Raw genomic sequence first — 15,886 nt, 5'->3', positions numbered from 1 at the left:
ACTCCAGCCTGTGAAGGCCACGGGGCGGGCGCTGTTCGGATCCGGGGACCGCCGTGTGTACACCGTCGTCGAACAAGGTATGAATCCATGAACTACCCCACCCGCCGTGACCGCCTGGCCGCCGAGCTGCAGGCCCGCCGGTCCCGCCGTCGCCGCTCCCTGACCGTCGGAGCCCTCGGCGTGACCACCGCTGCCGGCGCCCTGCTGGCCGGGGTGGCCCCCGCCTCCGCCAACGATGGCTCGCAGCAGGCCTCGTCCTACCAGGACTGGAGCTACCAGGGCTCCTCCTCGAGCTCTTCCGAGACGTCTTCCGCCTCGGACTACTCCACCGCCTCGGCCGGATCCTCGAGCGAAGGTGCCAGCTACCAGCTGGCCTCCTACTCCTCGACGTCCGGCTCTTACGGAGCGGCGGCAGACTGGGCCGTGTCCACCGCCAATGACTCCTCTGTGGGCTACTCCTACGGTGGCAACGGGCCGTCCGCCTACGACTGCTCCGGATTCACCCAGAACGCCTTCGCCCAGTCCGGCGTGGACATCCCGCGGACCTCCGGCGCGCAGTTCTCCGGGGCCAGCCAGTATGTGGGGTTGGACGATCTGCAGGTCGGTGACCTGGTGTTCTGGTCCAACAACGGATCGGCCTCCGGCATCTACCACGTGGCCATGTACGTGGGTGATGGAAAGATCGCTCACGCCCGCAATTACACCGAGGGTGTCTCCGTCACTGACGTGGACTACAGCCCCACGAACATGATGGGCACGGCCGCCCGGTACTGATCCGGTTCTCCGCAGCCACTCTCATCGTGCCGGGCCACAGTGATGATCACTGTGGCCCGGCACGATTGGTGTAGTTGTACCCAGCTCTTGCCCGCACAGCGGTCAACCGAACCGCTGGCTGCGCAGCAGAGCGTCGGCGCGGCGCGCCACATCGGCCTGTTGGGTGGCCAGGGTCGTCACCAAGCGCCGCACGTGGCGGACGCGGGCCTCCCACGCTTCGCCGCGCTGTTCCCGGCGCGGCAACCGTTCCAGGGCGTCCACCTCGCGCCATGCCGTGACCAGCGCGGACTCGTAGAGCCGCTGGTCGGCCTGCTCCGCCCGGCCGCCGGTCGCCGAATCCAGGCCCAGCACCGCGACCATGTCCAACCGGGAGAGGTCCAGACCCAGGGCCAGCTGCTCGAGGTCGGTCCGCAGCCCGGCCAGTTGGCGGCGGACCGCAGCGGTGCCCACCCGGCGCCGGCCGGCTTCCACCACGGCCAGGCCGAGCATGATGACGGTCAGGATCCCGGTCCACGCGCTGAAGAAGACCGCCCAGAACACGGCTGCCGGACTCACCTGGTCCACGGTGAGGTGGTTGTACTCCATGGCCCGTCCCAGGTCCTCCAGTTCGTAGGAGATCCACCAGCCGATGGACACATCGGCCATGTCACCGGTGCCGTACACCGTGGGTTCAGTCCCGGTGAAGGCGTAGGCGCCCAGCCTACTGCTGACGCCCACACTGAACTCTCCGGTGAGGAAGTTGTCGAACGCGTACGTGCCGTCCTCCAGGATCCACACGGGCAGGATGGCTTGGCCCAGGGCCACGTCACCCGTCCGAGGGTCCAGCACCTCCGGGAACTCTGCGGCCACGTCCTGCTTCACCTGTTGCTGCGCCTCGAGCAGGTCCCAGTAGTCGATGGCGATGCGATGGTCATATTCCGGGTCCGGTGCATAGTCGATGTACCGCTCTGACGGGAGAAGGGCCACCGTGACCTCGACGTCGGCCGGCAGCAGCGCGCCCTCGTCGCTGTGTTCGAGGGACCATGCCATCCGCTCTCGAACGTAGTCCAGGTCCAGGCTGTCCGCCTGGGTCTGCGGATCGGTCTCCCGGGGCTGCACTGGCCCGGCCAACGCCGCCGGATCGCCATAGACCTGCAGCCCGGCCAGGGGACGGTCGCCGGTGAGGGTCCGGCCGTACTGGATGTGGCTGTCCTCGACCTGGGATGAGACCAGGAATCCGGCTCCGAGGGAGACCAGCAGCGGAAACACGCCCAGGAGCAGACCGTAGGGGATCCCGGACGCGGCTGTGGACGGCGGAGGGGGCGGCGTTGACTGACCGTGCCCCGCATGGCGATCGATCAGCTCCAACACTTGCTCGGTGGCCTGCAGGGGGCCAAGGTCGGCGCCGTGACCCAAGCCCAGAGCTGCCCGCAGGCCTGTGAAGGAGTCGGTGGCCCCGGCCGTGGCGGCGGAGACCCTGGCACGGGCACGTTCGTCCACGGACTCATTCAAAGTCCGCACGTGAGCGGCGTTGGGGATAGTCTTCGGCGAGGCCACGCGCCGGGACATCCGCTGGGCGGTCGTGCGGATGTCCTGTTCCACGGCGTTCCACCGTCGCAGGAGATCGCCGTGCCGGGAGATCAGCCCCGCGGCCAGTTCGTCCGCATCATGGTCGGCGACCTCCTGGGCGATGGCCAGCAGGCGAGCTCGGTGTGCCTGAAGGGCGCGAGCCTCAGCCGGGTAGCGGTCATGATGCGCGAGCACCTCGTCGATGGACTGGAGCAGCGGCAACGCAAGCCGGTCCAGGACGGACCGGGACCCGGCATGGCCGGAGCGGACCTCGGCGGCCTGGGCCAGGACGTCGGCCCGGCGTTGCAGGTCCAGGGTGTCCGCGGCGAACTGCTGGAGATCGGACTCGAGCTGCTCCGCGGTCCGGGCCTTCAGAGGCGGGGAGGTGCGGTCGAGGTCCGCCACCAGGGACTGCTCCGTGCGGGCGAGTTCACGGGTGAGCTCGCGGACCCGCTTCCAGTCGTTCTGCAGCCTCGCGTGCTGGGGCCGATCCTGCTGGACGCCGGCCACCTCCACCCGTAGCTGCAGGGTCTCCAACTCGAGGACGGCCCGGGCCAGCCGTAGTTGGGACTCGCCGAAGGCCCGGTATCTCGCGCGCTCGTCACGGCGCCGGCCGACCCAGCGGTACATGACGAGGATGGCGATGAACATCGGCAGCGCGGCCAGGGGAGCCCACAGCAGCGGGGTGCGGATGCCCGGGTCGAACTTCAGGTCTGCGGACGTCAGGGCAGCGCCGATGATCGCGTGGGGTCCGTGGCCGAGGGTCCGGTTGTTGACGAAGGTCTCACGGATGCTGGCGGCGGTCGAGTAGTCGTCGCCGTAGTCCTCCCCGGCGAAGGCCACGCGGGTGGCGTCATGCAGCGAGAGGTCCGGGTCCTCGGGATCGTCCCCGATGGAGAGCATGATGTCCGCATCACCGGTCTCGCCGTTGCTGTACTCGTCCCACTCCAGTTCGCGCTCGACCACATGCAGGGTGAACGGCTCATGGCCCCGCGCGATCCCCTCTGCGGCGGCCTCCACCGATTCCTGGGTGATGCCATGGGGCAGCCCCTCGTCCACCACAAAGGTGATGGGTTCAGTGGGCTGTGCGGTGACCTGCTGGAGGCCGATGGCACCGAGCACCACGGACACTCCGGCCAGGGACACGGCCAGAAACGGGAAACGTGAAGGGGGTCGCCGGCGCAGTGGGCGGCCGGGGGGTCGCTGCGAGGGGCCGGGCACGGGCGACATTCTATGGGCTCGGACGGCCTGGGCGCGGATGGCTTCGGAACCGTGACCCGTAGGATGCCAGCAGGTGAGAGCCGGTTCCGCGGACCCGATCCACTCACCCCACCCCTCCATCCCCTCCCTGAGGAGCCATCCCGTGACCCACACCCCGGCGCCCCGCATGGACGAGGAGATCCGTCCCTACCTGAAGTCGCTGGGACTGCCGGGCCTGGTGGACCTGCACGTGCACTTCATGCCGGACACCGTCCAGGAGAAGGTCTGGGCCTTCTTCGACCGGCAGGGCGAGGACGGTGGACTGCCGTGGCCCATCGCCTACCGCGTGGGGGCCGACGAGCGCGTCCGCCGCCTGGACGCGCTGGGCGTCACCGCCTACACCACCCTCAACTACGCGCACCGGCCCGGCATGGCCTCCTGGCTCAACGAGTTCTCCACCGCCTTCGCCGCGTCCCAGCCGTGCGCCATCCACTCGGCCACGTTCTACCCGGAGCCGGACGGGGTGTCAGCGGGACAGCAGGTCGCGGACGCCTTGGAGGCCGGCGCCCAGGCCTTCAAAGTGCACGTCCAGGTGGGCGGGTTCTCCCCACTGGACCCCGCCCTCGCGGAGGCCTGGTCACTGGTCGAGCAGGCCCGGACCCCGGTGGTCATCCACTGCGGCAACGGCCCGCACCGGGGCGAGTTCACCGGGATCGGTCCCGTCCGGGCGCTCGCCGACCGCCACCCGGACCTCGTGCTGGTGATCGCGCACGCCGGCCTGCCCGACTACCGGGACTTCGCCGAGTTGGCGGCCGAGCACCCGAACGTCTACCTCGACACCACCATGGTCGGCACCACCGCGATGGAGTTGCGCGCCCCGATCCCGGCGGACTATCCGGAGAGCATGGCCGCACTGGACGGCAAAGTGGTCTTCGGCACGGACTTCCCCTCGATTCCGTACGCCTACAGCCACCAGATCGAGGCCCTCGTGGGCTGGGGACTCGGGGACGAGTGGATGCGCAACGTCCTGTGGAACACGCCGCGGCGTCTGCTCGGTTACTGACCACCTCGGTAGGTGCGTGGCGTCAGCCCCAGCACCGTCCGGAAGTCCCGGCTCAGATGGGCGTGGTCGGCATAGCCGAGCTCGGCGGCGATGTCCGCGATCGTGATGGCGGGCTCCTCGCGTAGCCGAACGGCCGCCTCCTGCAGCCGGTACCGGCGGATGATCGCCAGCGGGGTCACGCCCACGTGGCTGCGGGCGAGCCGCTGGACACCGCGGACCGAGACGCCCAGCCGCTCGGCGACCTGCTCCACCCGCACGATCGCCCGGTCCGTCGCGATCAGCTCCTCCATCGCGTTGGCGAGCCGGCCCGCGGCGTCCGGCAGGACCATCCGGTCCTCCGCCCACCGGGCGAAGGCTGAGGCGGCCTCACCGCGGGCGGCCGCGCCGTCGTCGTGCTCCAGGGCGGCCTCCACAGAGACCAGCAGGTCCGGGGCCTCAAAGGGCACCTCGGTGTCCCGGAGCCGTTCCGGCTCCGGATGCCATTGCACGACGCCGGCCGGGCGCAGCAACGCGCCCACCGCCCAGCCGGTGCCCGTCAGGTCGCGGAACGAGGCCCGGGTGGACGGCCCCGTGAGGGTCACCGCGCCGGGCTGGACGACGAGGTTGGAGGCGGGGAACGGCAGGACCTCCTGGCGTGAGGTCCGGCCCGCGGCCAGGCTCCACTGCGGGATCCAAAACCAGCGCAGGAGCGCCTCGAGCCCGGGAGGGGCGGGGACCCGGTGGAATGAGGGCAGCCGGGTGGGGTAGAGGATGCCGCGGCCATCGTCCGGTGTGGTCACGAGTGGCGCTCCTCTCGGGCTGGGGTGGCTGCGTGACCGGCGGGGGGACGGTCCCGCAGGTGTCGCGAATCTGCAAGCCCCGGGGTGGAAACCGGGCCTACGGTGAGGCCATGAATGAACAGGACATGCCCCGGCTCGGGGTCACTGGAGAGCATACGACTGCCGGCGTGCCGGCGGGATACACGAGTTTGACTCCGTTCCTGGCGGTGGCCGGGGCGAAGGAGGCCGTCGAGTTCTACCGTGAGGTCTTCGGCGCCCGCGTTCTGGGCGTCACCGAGATGGGCGGCGTGGTGGTGCATGCGGAGCTGGACTTCGGCCAGGGCCGGTTGCAGCTGGGTGAGCCCCACCCGGACTACGGCATGGTGCCCGCCCCGGCAGGCGACGAGGACTGCTACTCGATGGGGCTGTACTGCGCGGACGTGGACGGGCTGGTGGCCCGGGCAGAGCGGGCGGGGGCGACCATCCGTGAGCCGCTGAGCACGTTCGTCTCCGGGGATCGTTTCGCCTCCGTCCGTGATCCCTTCGGCATCAGGTGGTCGCTGATGTCCCGCGTGGAGGACCTGACCGAGGCGGAGAGCGGGCGGCGGGTCGCTGAGTGGGCGGCTGCGCAGGGCTGACGCCGGCCGGCGCGTGATCCGTAGCTCTCGTGGTGCAGCCTGTCACTCCGAGCGGGGGACGGTGGGCAGGTCCCGGACAGCCGGACCCTCCAGCAGGGCCCCGTCGGCGCTGAATCGGGAGCCGTGCAGCGGGCAGTCCCAGGAGCATTCCGCATCATTCCACCGCAGGACACCGCCCAGGTGCGGGCACACCACCGAGACCTTTCTGGTGGTGCCGTCCACGGTGGACACCCCCACGGGAGTGGCTCCCTGACGGCCGACGATCCCCTCGCCCTCGGCCGGAGGGTCATCCGGCAGCGTGTGCAGTTCGGCTGAGGCCCAGCTGGTGGCTGCCTCCTTGCCGACGGCCACGGTGTCCTTCAGGCCAGTCAGCAGGTCGGAGGGCGTGGTGAGGCGCCGTCCGAGGGTGGCGGCCCAGGGGATCTGGCCGCCGAGCAGCTCCGCGGTGATGGACAGCGCCGCCGCCACGGCGTTGGTCATGCCCCACTTGTTGTAGCCGGTGGCCAGGTAGATCCCACCACCTCCGCGGGGCAGCGTCCCAACGAAGGGAATGAGGTTGGCTGAGCGGTAGTCCTGGGCGGACCACGAGTGGGTGCGCTGGGCTCCGGGGAAGTGCTCCGCGGTCCAGGCCTCGAGGTCGTCCACTGCGGCCTGCGGAGATTCCTGTCGGCCGACCACGTGGCCATTGCCGCCCACCAGCAGCAGCTCCTCGTCGCCGAGGGGCGCGGTGCGCAGTGAGCGGGAGGGGGCGTCCGCGCTGAGGTACATCCCCTGCGGCAAGCTCCCTGGTGATCCGGGGATGCGATAGGCCTGAGCATAGGACCGCTGGGGCAAGAGCTTGGCGAAATAACCGCCGCGGTCCAGGACCGGTGCGCCGGTGGCGAGCACGAGGTGGTCGGCCTGCACCTCTCCGTGGGTCGTCTTGACGGTGAGCGGGGAACCGATTCCCGCCCCGGTGACGCGGACACCCTGGATCAGGGTCCCGCCGTGCTCGCGAAGTTCGGTGGCCAGGGCGTCCAGGACCTCCATCGGATGGATCTGGGCCTGGTCCTCGAGGACGATCGAGCCGGTGACGGGGAACGGAAGCTCGGTCTCGTCCGTCCACGTGACGGACAGGCCGGCGGTCTCGGCGGCCCGCTGTTCCCGCCGCAGGGCCTCAGCCCCCTGAGGGCTGGTGGCGTAGGTGCAGGCCCGGCGCCTCTGAAACGGGACGCCGCGCTCCTCGAGATAGCGCAGCAGCCACGACTGGCCCTCGCGGTTGCCTTCCACGTAGGCACGCAGGACCTGGTCCGACTGGTGCCGGCTGATCTGGGACAGGGTGGTGCCCTGCAACAGGGACAGCTTGGCCGTGGTGTTGCCGGTGGCTGCCGCGCCAACGGAGCGGGCCTCCAGCACGGCGACCCGCTGGCCCGCACGGGCCAACAGCACCGCCGTGGTCAGACCGGTCAGACCGGCACCGGCCACCACCGTGTCATAGTCGGTCCCCGAGACGAACTGTTCGGTCCCGCCAGCGGGGACGGGGTGGGTGTCCAGCCATAGTGAATGCACGCTGCTCGCCTCTCTGCTCCAGTTCTCGGTACGCTACGGCGACGAGTCCGGGTAGTCGCGGACGGCCGACGCCACGGTGCCAGCATGCCGGGGCCAGGCCGGACTTGGCGAGGGTCGCTACGCGGCGGCCTTGATGCCCGCCCGCGACCTGATGCTCGTCCGAGACCCGGGTGCTCGCACGCCCGCCACCGTCCGGTCGGCCGGCCTACGCGAGCAGGTCGGCGAACCGTCCAATGGCCTCGAGCCCGGTGACCTCACCGGACAGCAGGGGCAGCTCCACCAGGGGGACCTCCGGCAGCGCAGCCTCGAGCACCCGCAGGTGACCGCCCTCAGCTTCATGCCGGTGTGCCAGGAACTCGCCGGCGTCCTGTGGTGAGCGCCGGTTCACCACCAGTGCCGCCGGGTCCAATCCGGTGGCCCGCAGTTGGCCGTGGAGGGCGAGCGTCTCCTGCACGGGCATGCGCTCGGCGGTCAGCACCATGACGAAGGCCGTGGTGGCGGCATCGGCCAGCCGCCGCCGCATGTCTCCGAAGAGCTGTTGACGCCGCTCCAACACCCGACGGATCTCACCATCGCGCACCTCCTGGGCGCTGCGTTCGCGGCCGCCGCGGCGCCGGCCCTCCAGGCCTTGCAGGGCATCCGAGAAACGCTCGGTCTTCTCCCGCCGGCTCAGCAGCCCGTCCGTCCAGGCGGACATGAGTGTGGGCAATTCCAGTAGTCGGGCGGTGTGGCCGGTGGGAGCGGTGTCCAGGACCACCACGTCGAACCGCTCCGACGCCTCCAGCACCGTGGTGGACATCTTCTCCAGCAGCGCCGCCTCCTGGGTGCCCGGCGACTGCCGCGCGAGCTCGAAGTAGCGATCCACTTCCCGGTGCAGGTGTTCCGGCATCAGGCCCTTCACCGTGCGACCCACCGCCGCCAAGTGCTCTTGTGCCACGCGGTCGGGGTCCAGTTCCGTGCCACTCACCAGTCCGGTCCCCGCGCCCTTCCACAGCGTCACCTCGGCGTCGCCGACGGGCCGCTCCCAGAGGTGGCCGAGGTTGTGCGCCGGGTCGGTGGAGACCACCAGGACCCGCTGACCGGCTCGGGCCAGGGCGAGGGCGGTGGCCGAGGACAGGGTGGTCTTGCCGACGCCGCCCTTGCCCCCGAAGAACACCACCCGGCGGCCGCGGAGAATCTCCATCAGAGTCATCATCCGGCGCCCTTTCGTGTTCGGCCCGGCCGGCCACGGCCCCGGGTCAGCAACAGGAGAGTGAATCGAGGGGGGACCGCTCCATGCCCATCCGGCGGTGCCACTCGTGGAAGCGCTCGTACACCACCGGAAGCAGCTCGACCGTGTAGTAGGAGGCCGGGTTCGGCACGCCCAGCGCGTCCGAGAAGACCATCATCATGAACAGGTCCTCCTCGTCCCGCCGGGCCCGCGCGAACGTCGACCGGTAGGGGCCCGCGTAGTAGTCCTGCAGGCCGCGCCCGACGCCGGCCAGTCGCCGGCGCCAGCCCGGCACCCCGGTCTCGGTCACAGTTTCGAGCTGGAGGGGTCCAGCTCGTCGTCCTCAGCCTCGGCGAACTCCACCGGCGGATCACGACGGGCGCGGTTCATCGCCGCCACGGACTCGACGATGACCCACAGGGCGCAGATCAGGATGATCACGTCCAGCACGAGCAGCAGCCAGTTCTGCGTGCTGAAGAACGTCCCGAGCTGGATGATCAGCGCGTACACACTGACGATCGCCACGAAGACCAGCGGGATGAGCACCGGCCACACCGGGCGGCGCAGCTGGATGAGCATGACCGCGATGATGGCCAGGGTCAGGGCCGCCAGCAGTTGGTTGGTGGTGCCGAACAGCGGCCAGATGACCATGCCGCCCGAACCGTCCGCGCCGGCCCCGAAGGACAGGCCCATGGTGACGGCCAGCACGACGAGCGTGGAGACCCAGATGTTCAGCTTGACGCCCATGATCTCGCCGATCTCCGTGACCACGAACCGCTGCAGGCGCACGCCAGTGTCCATGGTGGTGGCCGCGAAGAGCACCGCCATGGTGGCCAGGATGGTGGCGGACAGTGACGTGGGGATGCCCAGCCCGGCATTGAGGAGGCCGCCGCCGGCGTTCACGAAGGCCTCCACGCCGCCGTCGTTGAAGGCCGCATAGACCTCTTCCCACTGGGCCAGGGTCTGGAACCCGGCCGTGGTGGCGATGATGGTGCCCAGGGCGAGCAGTCCCTCCCCGACGGCTCCGAAGTAGCCGACGAAGCGGGCATCGGTCTCCTTGTCCAACTGTTTGGCGCTGGTGCCGGAGGCGACGATCCCGTGGAATCCGGAGATCGCGCCGCAGGCGATGGTCACGAACAGCAGCGGGAAGATCCCGGGGGTCCCCTCCGGGACGTTCTGGTTGAAGGCGGGCGCCACCACGGTGGGGGAGGAGATGGCGATGGCGAGGTAGAGGATCCCGAGGCCGATGAACAGCTGCAAGCCGTTGATGTAGTCGCGTGGCTGCAACAGCATCCACACCGGCAGCAGGGAGGCCACCCCGGCGTAGAGGAACAGCACCACGATCCAGAACGCGTTGGCGCTCAAGCCGAGGATGGTCTCCGGCAGCACGATCGGGAACATGTCGCCCAGGATCATCAGTCCGTAGAGGGACACCACGCCCACGATCGAGACGATCGGCAGGCTCCACTTCAGCCGGTAGATCGCCTGGCCGATCAGCAGGGCCACCACGATCGCGCCCCAGGTGGGAATCACCGCCGTGGGGGTGGAGACCAGCAGGTTGGAGATCACCACGGCGAAGGCCGCGTTGACCATGAGGAGCAGCAGGAAGATGACGATCAGGAACAGATTCCGTCCATGACGGCCGATGTACCGGCCAGACAGGGTGCCCACGGACTGCGCCTTGTTGCGGTTCGAGGCCCACATCGCCCCAAGGTCGTGCATGCCCGCGAAGAAGACGGTCCCGATCGTGACCCACAGGAAGGCCGGGGCCCAGCCCCAGATCACGGCGACGGCGGGTCCGACGATGGGTGCGGCGCCGGCGACCGAGGTGAAGTGGTGGCCCCAGAGCACGAACTTGTTGGTGGGGACGTAGTCCACCCCGTCCTCGAAGCGGTGCGCGGGGGTGGTGTAGTCCGGGTCCAACCGGTACACCTTCTTGGAGAGGTACTTTGAGTAGAGGAAGTAGCCGAGCAGGATCATGGCGACCCCGACCACGGCGAGCACAAGGGAGTTCATAGTGGCCTCATCTGCGGTGTCGGTGCGAGTGACATGGTGCGTTGCCGCACATCCTGCCATCAGGACCCACCTGGACGGAACCGTTCCGGCCATGTCGGGCGATGTCTGACGAGACCAGGCTGGAGGAATTCTCCCCCGCCGCCGCAACGGACCGGCTGGTCAGCCGTCTGATCCCACCAGGGCCGCGGCCGGCGTCGTGAGCTCCGCGCTGTCCTGCCCGCCGGGGCGGGCGCCCTTCACGGCGAAGCGTTCGCGGAGCAGCGGCATGACGAGGAGGCCGAAGCGTTCGGCCTCCTCGGCGTGCGGGTAGCCGGACAGGCAGAAGCTCGAGCAGCCGGCATCCACGAATTCGGTGATCTTGTCCGCCACCTGTTCCGGGTTGCCGACGATCGCGATGCCCGCGCCGTGGCGCACGGTGGCGATGCCGCTCCACAGGTGCTCGTCCACCAGATGGCCCTCGGCCTGGGCGAGCTCCTTCATGCGGTCGTTGGCCTTCGACTCGCTCCAACGCCCCTGGACCGACTCCCGGTGCTCCGCGCTGGCAGCCGAGATCAGGTCCTCGGCGGCGGTCCAGGCCTGTTCCTCGGTCTCGCGGACGATCACCTGCAGGCGCATCCCGAACTCCAAGGTGCGGCCCTTCTGGGCGGCGCGGGCGGTCATATCCAGGACGTTCTTCGCGATGTTGGCCGGGGTGTCGCCCCAAAACAGGTGCACGTCGGCATGGCTGGCGCACAGCTGACGAGCCGCCTCGGACATCCCGCCGAGGTAGAGCGGCGGATGTGGCGCCTGGACCGGCCGGGGCTGGACGTGGACGCCGCGGGCGGTGAAATATCGTCCGTCCACGTCGAAGGGCTCCTCCCGGGTCCAGGCGTCCTTGAGGATCTCGACCGTCTCCGTCAGCACGTCATAGCGCTCGTCATGGCCATAGAACAGCCCGTCCGCGGCCATCTCGGCGGAGTCGCCGCCGGTGATGAGGTTGACGCGCAGCCGGCCGCCGGAGAGCTGGTCGAAGGTGGACAGCATCTTGGCCATGACGGGCGGGGCGATGAACCCGGCCCGGGCTGCCACGAGCATGTCGATCTTCTGCGTCCTCGCCGACACCATGGCACAGGCGATGTACGCCTCGTAGCACTCGGGCATCACGGGGACGAGGAGGTAGGTGAAGCCGGCGTCCTCGGCGGTCTGCGCGATGTGGGTGAAGAGATCCAGGCTGGGCGGCGTGGAGGCGGTGGGGTCCCCGATCCGCGAGGTGTCTCCCATCGTGGGGATGAACCAGCCGAGGTCGATCTCTGTGCCCATGCCTCGTGCACCCTTCTGTCTGCTATCCGTGGCCCGGCACGCAGTAGCGGTGATCCCGGGGCCGTCCTCCGTGACACCAACGATGGTGGTCCGTCCCGGCGAAGACAAGGGACATCTGAGTGTCATCGGCGTGAACATCTTCCGGGGAGTTCCGGGAAGACGCCGGCTACTCCGGGTCGGTCACGTCCGCGAGTCTCGCGCTGAGCGCCTCGACCAGCCGGTCGGCGTCGACCGTCACGGCAGCGCCCGGAGCTCCCGCTCCGATGGAGATCTGCACCCCCGAGAGGGCGACGTCGGCGATGACGGGCCAGGCCGTCGTCGCGCCGAAGGGCGTGATGGAACCGCGCGGGTATCCGGTGACCTCCAGGGCCTCGGCTGCGGAGGGCATGGACAGGCGGTTCACGCCCAACAGTGCCCGCAGCTTGGGCCACGAGATGCTGCGGCCCCCCGGCACGAGGATGAACAGGAAGTCATTCTCGCCGCGGCGCACCACCAGCGACTTGATCAGCCGGCCCGGATCGACCCCGCGGGCCGCAGCCGCCTCGGCCAGGGAGGAGACCGGGCCGTGCTGCGTCAGGGTGTATTCCAGGCCGGAATCCACGATGGCTTGAAGGCCCGCAGGTTGGCTGGATGCAGGTTGGTCGGAATCCGGCTGGCGGGAGTGGGGCTGGTTGTTCACGGCGCCAGCGTAGCGGTTCGAGGCCCGGCGAAGATCCGCCGGCTCCCTGGTTCGAGGTTGATCAAGGTCGAGGTTGCTCGACGCAGCGCCTCGCCGCAGGCAGGATGGGACCATGCCCTCCACACCCCCGCCTCCGGTGCCCGGGGACGACCGGGATTGGACGTTCGTCATCACCGACGGTTGCCCGGACTGTGGTTTCCAGCCGCTCCCGCCGGCCGAGCTGGCCGATGTGTTCGTGGAGCGGTCGACGCGCTGGCGGGACGTCCTCTCCCGGACCGACGCGGCGCAGCGGCCAGCCCCCGCCGTGTGGTCCCGTCTGGAGTACGCCGGCCATGTCCGGGACATGCTGGTGGTGCTTCAGGAACGGGTGGAGGCCATGCTGGGGCAGGAGGGACCGGTGTTCGCCGACTGGGACGGTGACGCGAAGGCCGTGGAACTGGAGTATTGGAACGAGGACCCCCAGCAGACCCTGGCGGAGCTGCAGCGGTCCGCTGCGCAGGTGGGTCGGCTACTGCACGGCGTGACCGCCCATGGCTGGGAACGCTCCGGACGGCGCTCGGACGGCATGTCCTTCACCGTGGCCACCATGAGTCAGTACATCGCGCACGAGATGGAACACCACCTGCACGACGTCGGCGCCTGAGTCAGATCTGGACCGAGCGGGTCCGGCGGCCGGCGATGAGGGCATCGAGGCTGAGGCGGCCCGCGGACGCAGTCAGACCCGCTCAGACGCGGTCGATGATCTCGGTGGCTCCGGAGTGCTCGGCGCAGTGCGCACAGCAGTACATGATGCCGGAGACCTCGGCGCCGTGCCCGAGGATGCGGCATCCGCAGTGGGCGCACGCCGGTGCCATGGTGTGAATGGCGCATTCGAAGCTGTCGAAGGTGCCCTGCCGTTCGCCCATGGTGACGGTGAACGCCTTGTCGTAGTCGTTGCCGCAGGTGTCGCAGACGGCCATGATGACCCCTTTCATCGGGTGGAGTCGGGTGGAGGTGTGCGGTCTGTCCAGCGTAGGAGCGCCCGACGCCGGCCGTACAGGTCTCCAGACCGGTGCGGTCCGGTCCGGTGCGGTCCGGCGTAGGCCGGCAGGGGCCGGCGGGGTGTTCCGGGCCGGTTCGCCCGGCTCAAGCCCGCCCGACTGACGCTCACCCGGATTCGCCAGGCGCGAAGGAATACCTCTATGTGCTCGGAATGGGTTGGCAGCACTCCGCCAGTCCGACAGGGTGGGGGTATGGCTACTTACACCACGACGAATCCGACCACCGGAGCGATCGAACGAGAGTTCCCGAAACTGGACGAGGCTGGGGTGCAGGACGTGCTGCACCGCTCCGACGCCGCCTTCCCCGGCTGGCGCTCGACCGCGGTCCGGGCGCGTGCCGAGATCCTGACCAGGGTGGCCGACGCCTACGCGGACCGCAAGGAGGAGCTGGGCCGGCTCATCGCCACCGAGATGGGCAAGCCGCTGCGGGAGGCCATCGGTGAAGCCGAGTTGGCCGGTGAGATCTACCGCTGGTACGCGGAGCACGGGCCGGACCTGCTGGAGCCGGAGGCACTGGACCCTCAGGGTGCCGAGGAATCGCTGGTCACCACGGAGCCGGTCGGGCCACTGGTGGGCGTGATGCCGTGGAACTATCCCTACTACCAGGTGGCCCGGTTCGCCGCGCCGAACCTGATGGCGGGCAACACGGTCATCCTGAAGCATGCCGAGATCTGTGCCGCCTCCGCCCAGGTCATGGAGGAGATCCTCCATGCCGCCGGCGTGCCCGAGGACGTGTACATCAACGTCTTCGCCGGTCACGAACAGATCGCCACCATGATCGCCGACCCCCGCGTCCGCGGGGTGTCCCTGACGGGCAGCGAGCGGGCCGGCGCCGCCGTGGCAGAAACGGCCGGAAAGAACCTCAAGAAGGCCGTGCTGGAGCTCGGCGGATCGGACGCCTTCATTCTGCTGGAGGATGCCGATGTCGGCCGGGTGGCCCGCACCGCGGCCAAGGCCCGGCTCTCCAACGCCGGGCAGGCGTGCAACTCTCCGAAGCGGATGATCGTGCTGAACTCCCAGCTCGATGACTTCGTGGCCACTGTGACCTCGGTCTTCTCCGAGGCGACCATCGGCGACCCCCTGGAGAAGGGGGTCAAGGTCGGCCCACTGTCCTCGGTGAAGGCACGGGACACCGTGGTGGAGCAGGTCAAGCGGGCCGTGGAGCAGGGCGCCACCCTGCACACCGGCGGTGATGCCCTCGAGGGTGACGGCGCCTTCATGCGCCCAGCGGTGCTGACCGGGATCACCCCGGAGATGGACGCCTACTCCGAGGAGATCTTCGGCCCGGTGGCCATGGTCTATGGCGTCGACTCCGAGGAGGAGGCCGTCCAGTTGGCCAATGACGTGGGCTTCGGTCTCAGCGGATCGGTGTGGGGCAACGACGTCGGCCGGGCCCAGGTGGTCGCCGACCGGCTGGCCGTGGGCATGGCCTACGTCAACGAGCACGGCACCACCCTGCCCGGCCTGCCCTTCGGTGGCGTGAAGCGCTCCGGCTTCGGCCGCGAGCTCGGGCGCTGGGGCATGGGCGAGTTCGTCAACACCCGGTTGCGCCGCACGGCGAAGGCCTGACCTGGGAGTGGACGCCTGGCTCGCCGACCGCCAGCTACTCCGCTGGGTGGCGGACCGCCCGCGCCGACATGACCGCGGCGCCGAGGGCCTGCACCCGGGACCGGAGTTCCCGGTCGGCAGTGGCCACCACCACGGGCCGGGCGGGGGCTTCGGCCAGGAGCCGCCGGACGGTGTCCACGATCTCGTCGTCCCCTCTGCCGGCCGCGTCCACCACCTCCACGCCGTCGGCGGAGTCGAGGCCGCGGGCCTGTCCCTCGGCGACCAGGACGATGTGGGGACTCACGCGCGGGCCGTTCGGGCCGGCGTCGGGCCATGCCAGACCTTCACGTGCCAGGACCGCGAGGTGGTTGCGAAGCGTGAGTGTGGCACCCTTCCGATCGGTCCACCAGCCGTCCGGGCGGGAGCCGACGACGTTGGCGGCATCGACCACGAGGGCCGGGGGCTGGGAGGTCGTCGCCTCGGCAGGTTCCATGGAATCGATTCTCCCGTGGCGGGCGAGTGCGTTCCAGTTTCCGCCGTGGGTAGGCTCGTGACCAGAGCGCCA

The 15,886-nt window shown here is 69.7% G+C and carries 15 protein-coding genes; 5 read left to right on the top strand and 10 right to left on the bottom strand.

Translation table 11 applies throughout. From position 1 onward, the window contains the following. Positions 1-87: 87 nt before the first annotated feature. Positions 88-774 (top strand): C40 family peptidase, encoded by a 687-nt coding sequence (locus tag AB0333_RS04900; RefSeq protein WP_115932441.1) that lies wholly within the window; start codon positions 88-90, stop codon positions 772-774. A gap of 102 nt (positions 775-876) precedes the next feature. Here AB0333_RS04900 and AB0333_RS04895 read toward each other — a convergent pair whose 3' ends face one another. Next, positions 877-3,468, bottom strand: a complete 2,592-nt coding sequence (locus AB0333_RS04895) for a hypothetical protein (RefSeq protein ID WP_366217622.1) — start codon at positions 3,466-3,468, stop codon at positions 877-879. 217 nt (positions 3,469-3,685) lie between these two features. On the opposite strand from AB0333_RS04895, the gene AB0333_RS04890 reads away from it, so the two are divergent. Next, a complete protein-coding gene (locus AB0333_RS04890; RefSeq protein ID WP_366217621.1) occupies positions 3,686-4,585 on the top strand; it encodes an amidohydrolase family protein in 900 nt (299 codons plus the stop codon). On the opposite strand, the gene AB0333_RS04885 is transcribed toward AB0333_RS04890, so the two are convergent. Continuing rightward, complete coding sequence (locus AB0333_RS04885) at positions 4,579-5,364, bottom strand: helix-turn-helix transcriptional regulator (RefSeq protein ID WP_366217620.1); 786 nt, start codon at positions 5,362-5,364, stop codon at positions 4,579-4,581. The genes AB0333_RS04890 and AB0333_RS04885 overlap by 7 nt on opposite strands. 110 nt (positions 5,365-5,474) lie before the next feature. On the opposite strand from AB0333_RS04885, the gene AB0333_RS04880 reads away from it, so the two are divergent. Next, positions 5,475-5,981, top strand: a complete 507-nt coding sequence (locus tag AB0333_RS04880; protein ID WP_366217619.1) for a VOC family protein — start codon at positions 5,475-5,477, stop codon at positions 5,979-5,981. 42 nt (positions 5,982-6,023) lie between these two features. Here AB0333_RS04880 and AB0333_RS04875 read toward each other — a convergent pair whose 3' ends face one another. The 6 genes from AB0333_RS04875 to AB0333_RS04850 all read right to left on the bottom strand — a co-directional run bounded on the left by AB0333_RS04875 (position 6,024) and on the right by AB0333_RS04850 (position 12,658). Then, a complete protein-coding gene (locus AB0333_RS04875; RefSeq protein WP_115932437.1) occupies positions 6,024-7,529 on the bottom strand; it encodes an FAD-dependent oxidoreductase in 1,506 nt (501 codons plus the stop codon). Positions 7,530-7,734: 205 nt separating this feature from the next. Then, on the bottom strand, positions 7,735-8,712 hold the full coding sequence (locus AB0333_RS04870; protein ID WP_366217618.1) for an ArsA family ATPase: 978 nt from the start codon (positions 8,710-8,712) through the stop codon (positions 7,735-7,737). 55 nt (positions 8,713-8,767) lie between these two features. Continuing rightward, positions 8,768-9,049, bottom strand: a complete 282-nt coding sequence (locus AB0333_RS04865) for a cory-CC-star protein (RefSeq protein ID WP_245952296.1) — start codon at positions 9,047-9,049, stop codon at positions 8,768-8,770. Then, positions 9,046-10,755, bottom strand: a complete 1,710-nt coding sequence (locus AB0333_RS04860) for a carbon starvation protein A (RefSeq protein WP_115932435.1) — start codon at positions 10,753-10,755, stop codon at positions 9,046-9,048. The genes AB0333_RS04865 and AB0333_RS04860 overlap by 4 nt, the downstream gene beginning before the upstream one ends. A 159-nt stretch (positions 10,756-10,914) precedes the next feature. Continuing rightward, positions 10,915-12,054: an LLM class flavin-dependent oxidoreductase gene (locus tag AB0333_RS04855; RefSeq protein WP_366217617.1), complete on the bottom strand. Its 1,140-nt coding sequence runs from the start codon at positions 12,052-12,054 to the stop codon at positions 10,915-10,917. 166 nt (positions 12,055-12,220) lie between these two features. Continuing rightward, entirely contained in the window at positions 12,221-12,658 is a 438-nt protein-coding gene (locus AB0333_RS04850) for a YbaK/EbsC family protein (RefSeq protein ID WP_366217823.1), read from the bottom strand. 187 nt (positions 12,659-12,845) lie between these two features. Here AB0333_RS04850 and AB0333_RS04845 point away from each other — a divergent pair, with 187 nt between their 5' ends. Beyond that, positions 12,846-13,376 carry a DinB family protein gene (locus tag AB0333_RS04845; protein WP_366217616.1) on the top strand — a complete coding sequence of 177 codons (531 nt, stop codon included), beginning with the start codon at positions 12,846-12,848 and terminating at the stop codon, positions 13,374-13,376. A gap of 82 nt (positions 13,377-13,458) precedes the next feature. Here the strand turns inward: AB0333_RS04845 and AB0333_RS04840 are convergent, their stop codons facing one another. Then, entirely contained in the window at positions 13,459-13,692 is a 234-nt protein-coding gene (locus AB0333_RS04840) for a hypothetical protein (protein WP_115933440.1), read from the bottom strand. 273 nt (positions 13,693-13,965) lie between these two features. Between AB0333_RS04840 and AB0333_RS04835 the strand changes: the two genes are divergently transcribed. After that, positions 13,966-15,342, top strand: a complete 1,377-nt coding sequence (locus tag AB0333_RS04835) for an NAD-dependent succinate-semialdehyde dehydrogenase (RefSeq protein WP_366217615.1) — start codon at positions 13,966-13,968, stop codon at positions 15,340-15,342. Between the two features lie 34 nt (positions 15,343-15,376). On the opposite strand, the gene AB0333_RS04830 is transcribed toward AB0333_RS04835, so the two are convergent. After that, the gene (locus AB0333_RS04830; protein ID WP_366217614.1) at positions 15,377-15,814 is read right to left on the bottom strand and encodes a hypothetical protein; all 438 of its coding nucleotides are present in this window, start codon (positions 15,812-15,814) and stop codon (positions 15,377-15,379) included. Positions 15,815-15,886 lie beyond the last annotated feature (72 nt).

The sequence above is a fragment of the Citricoccus sp. NPDC079358 genome, assembly GCF_040702545.1.
In the GTDB taxonomy this organism is placed as follows: Bacteria; Actinomycetota; Actinomycetes; order Actinomycetales; family Micrococcaceae; genus Citricoccus.
This window is presented reverse-complemented; position numbering and strand designations above follow the sequence as displayed.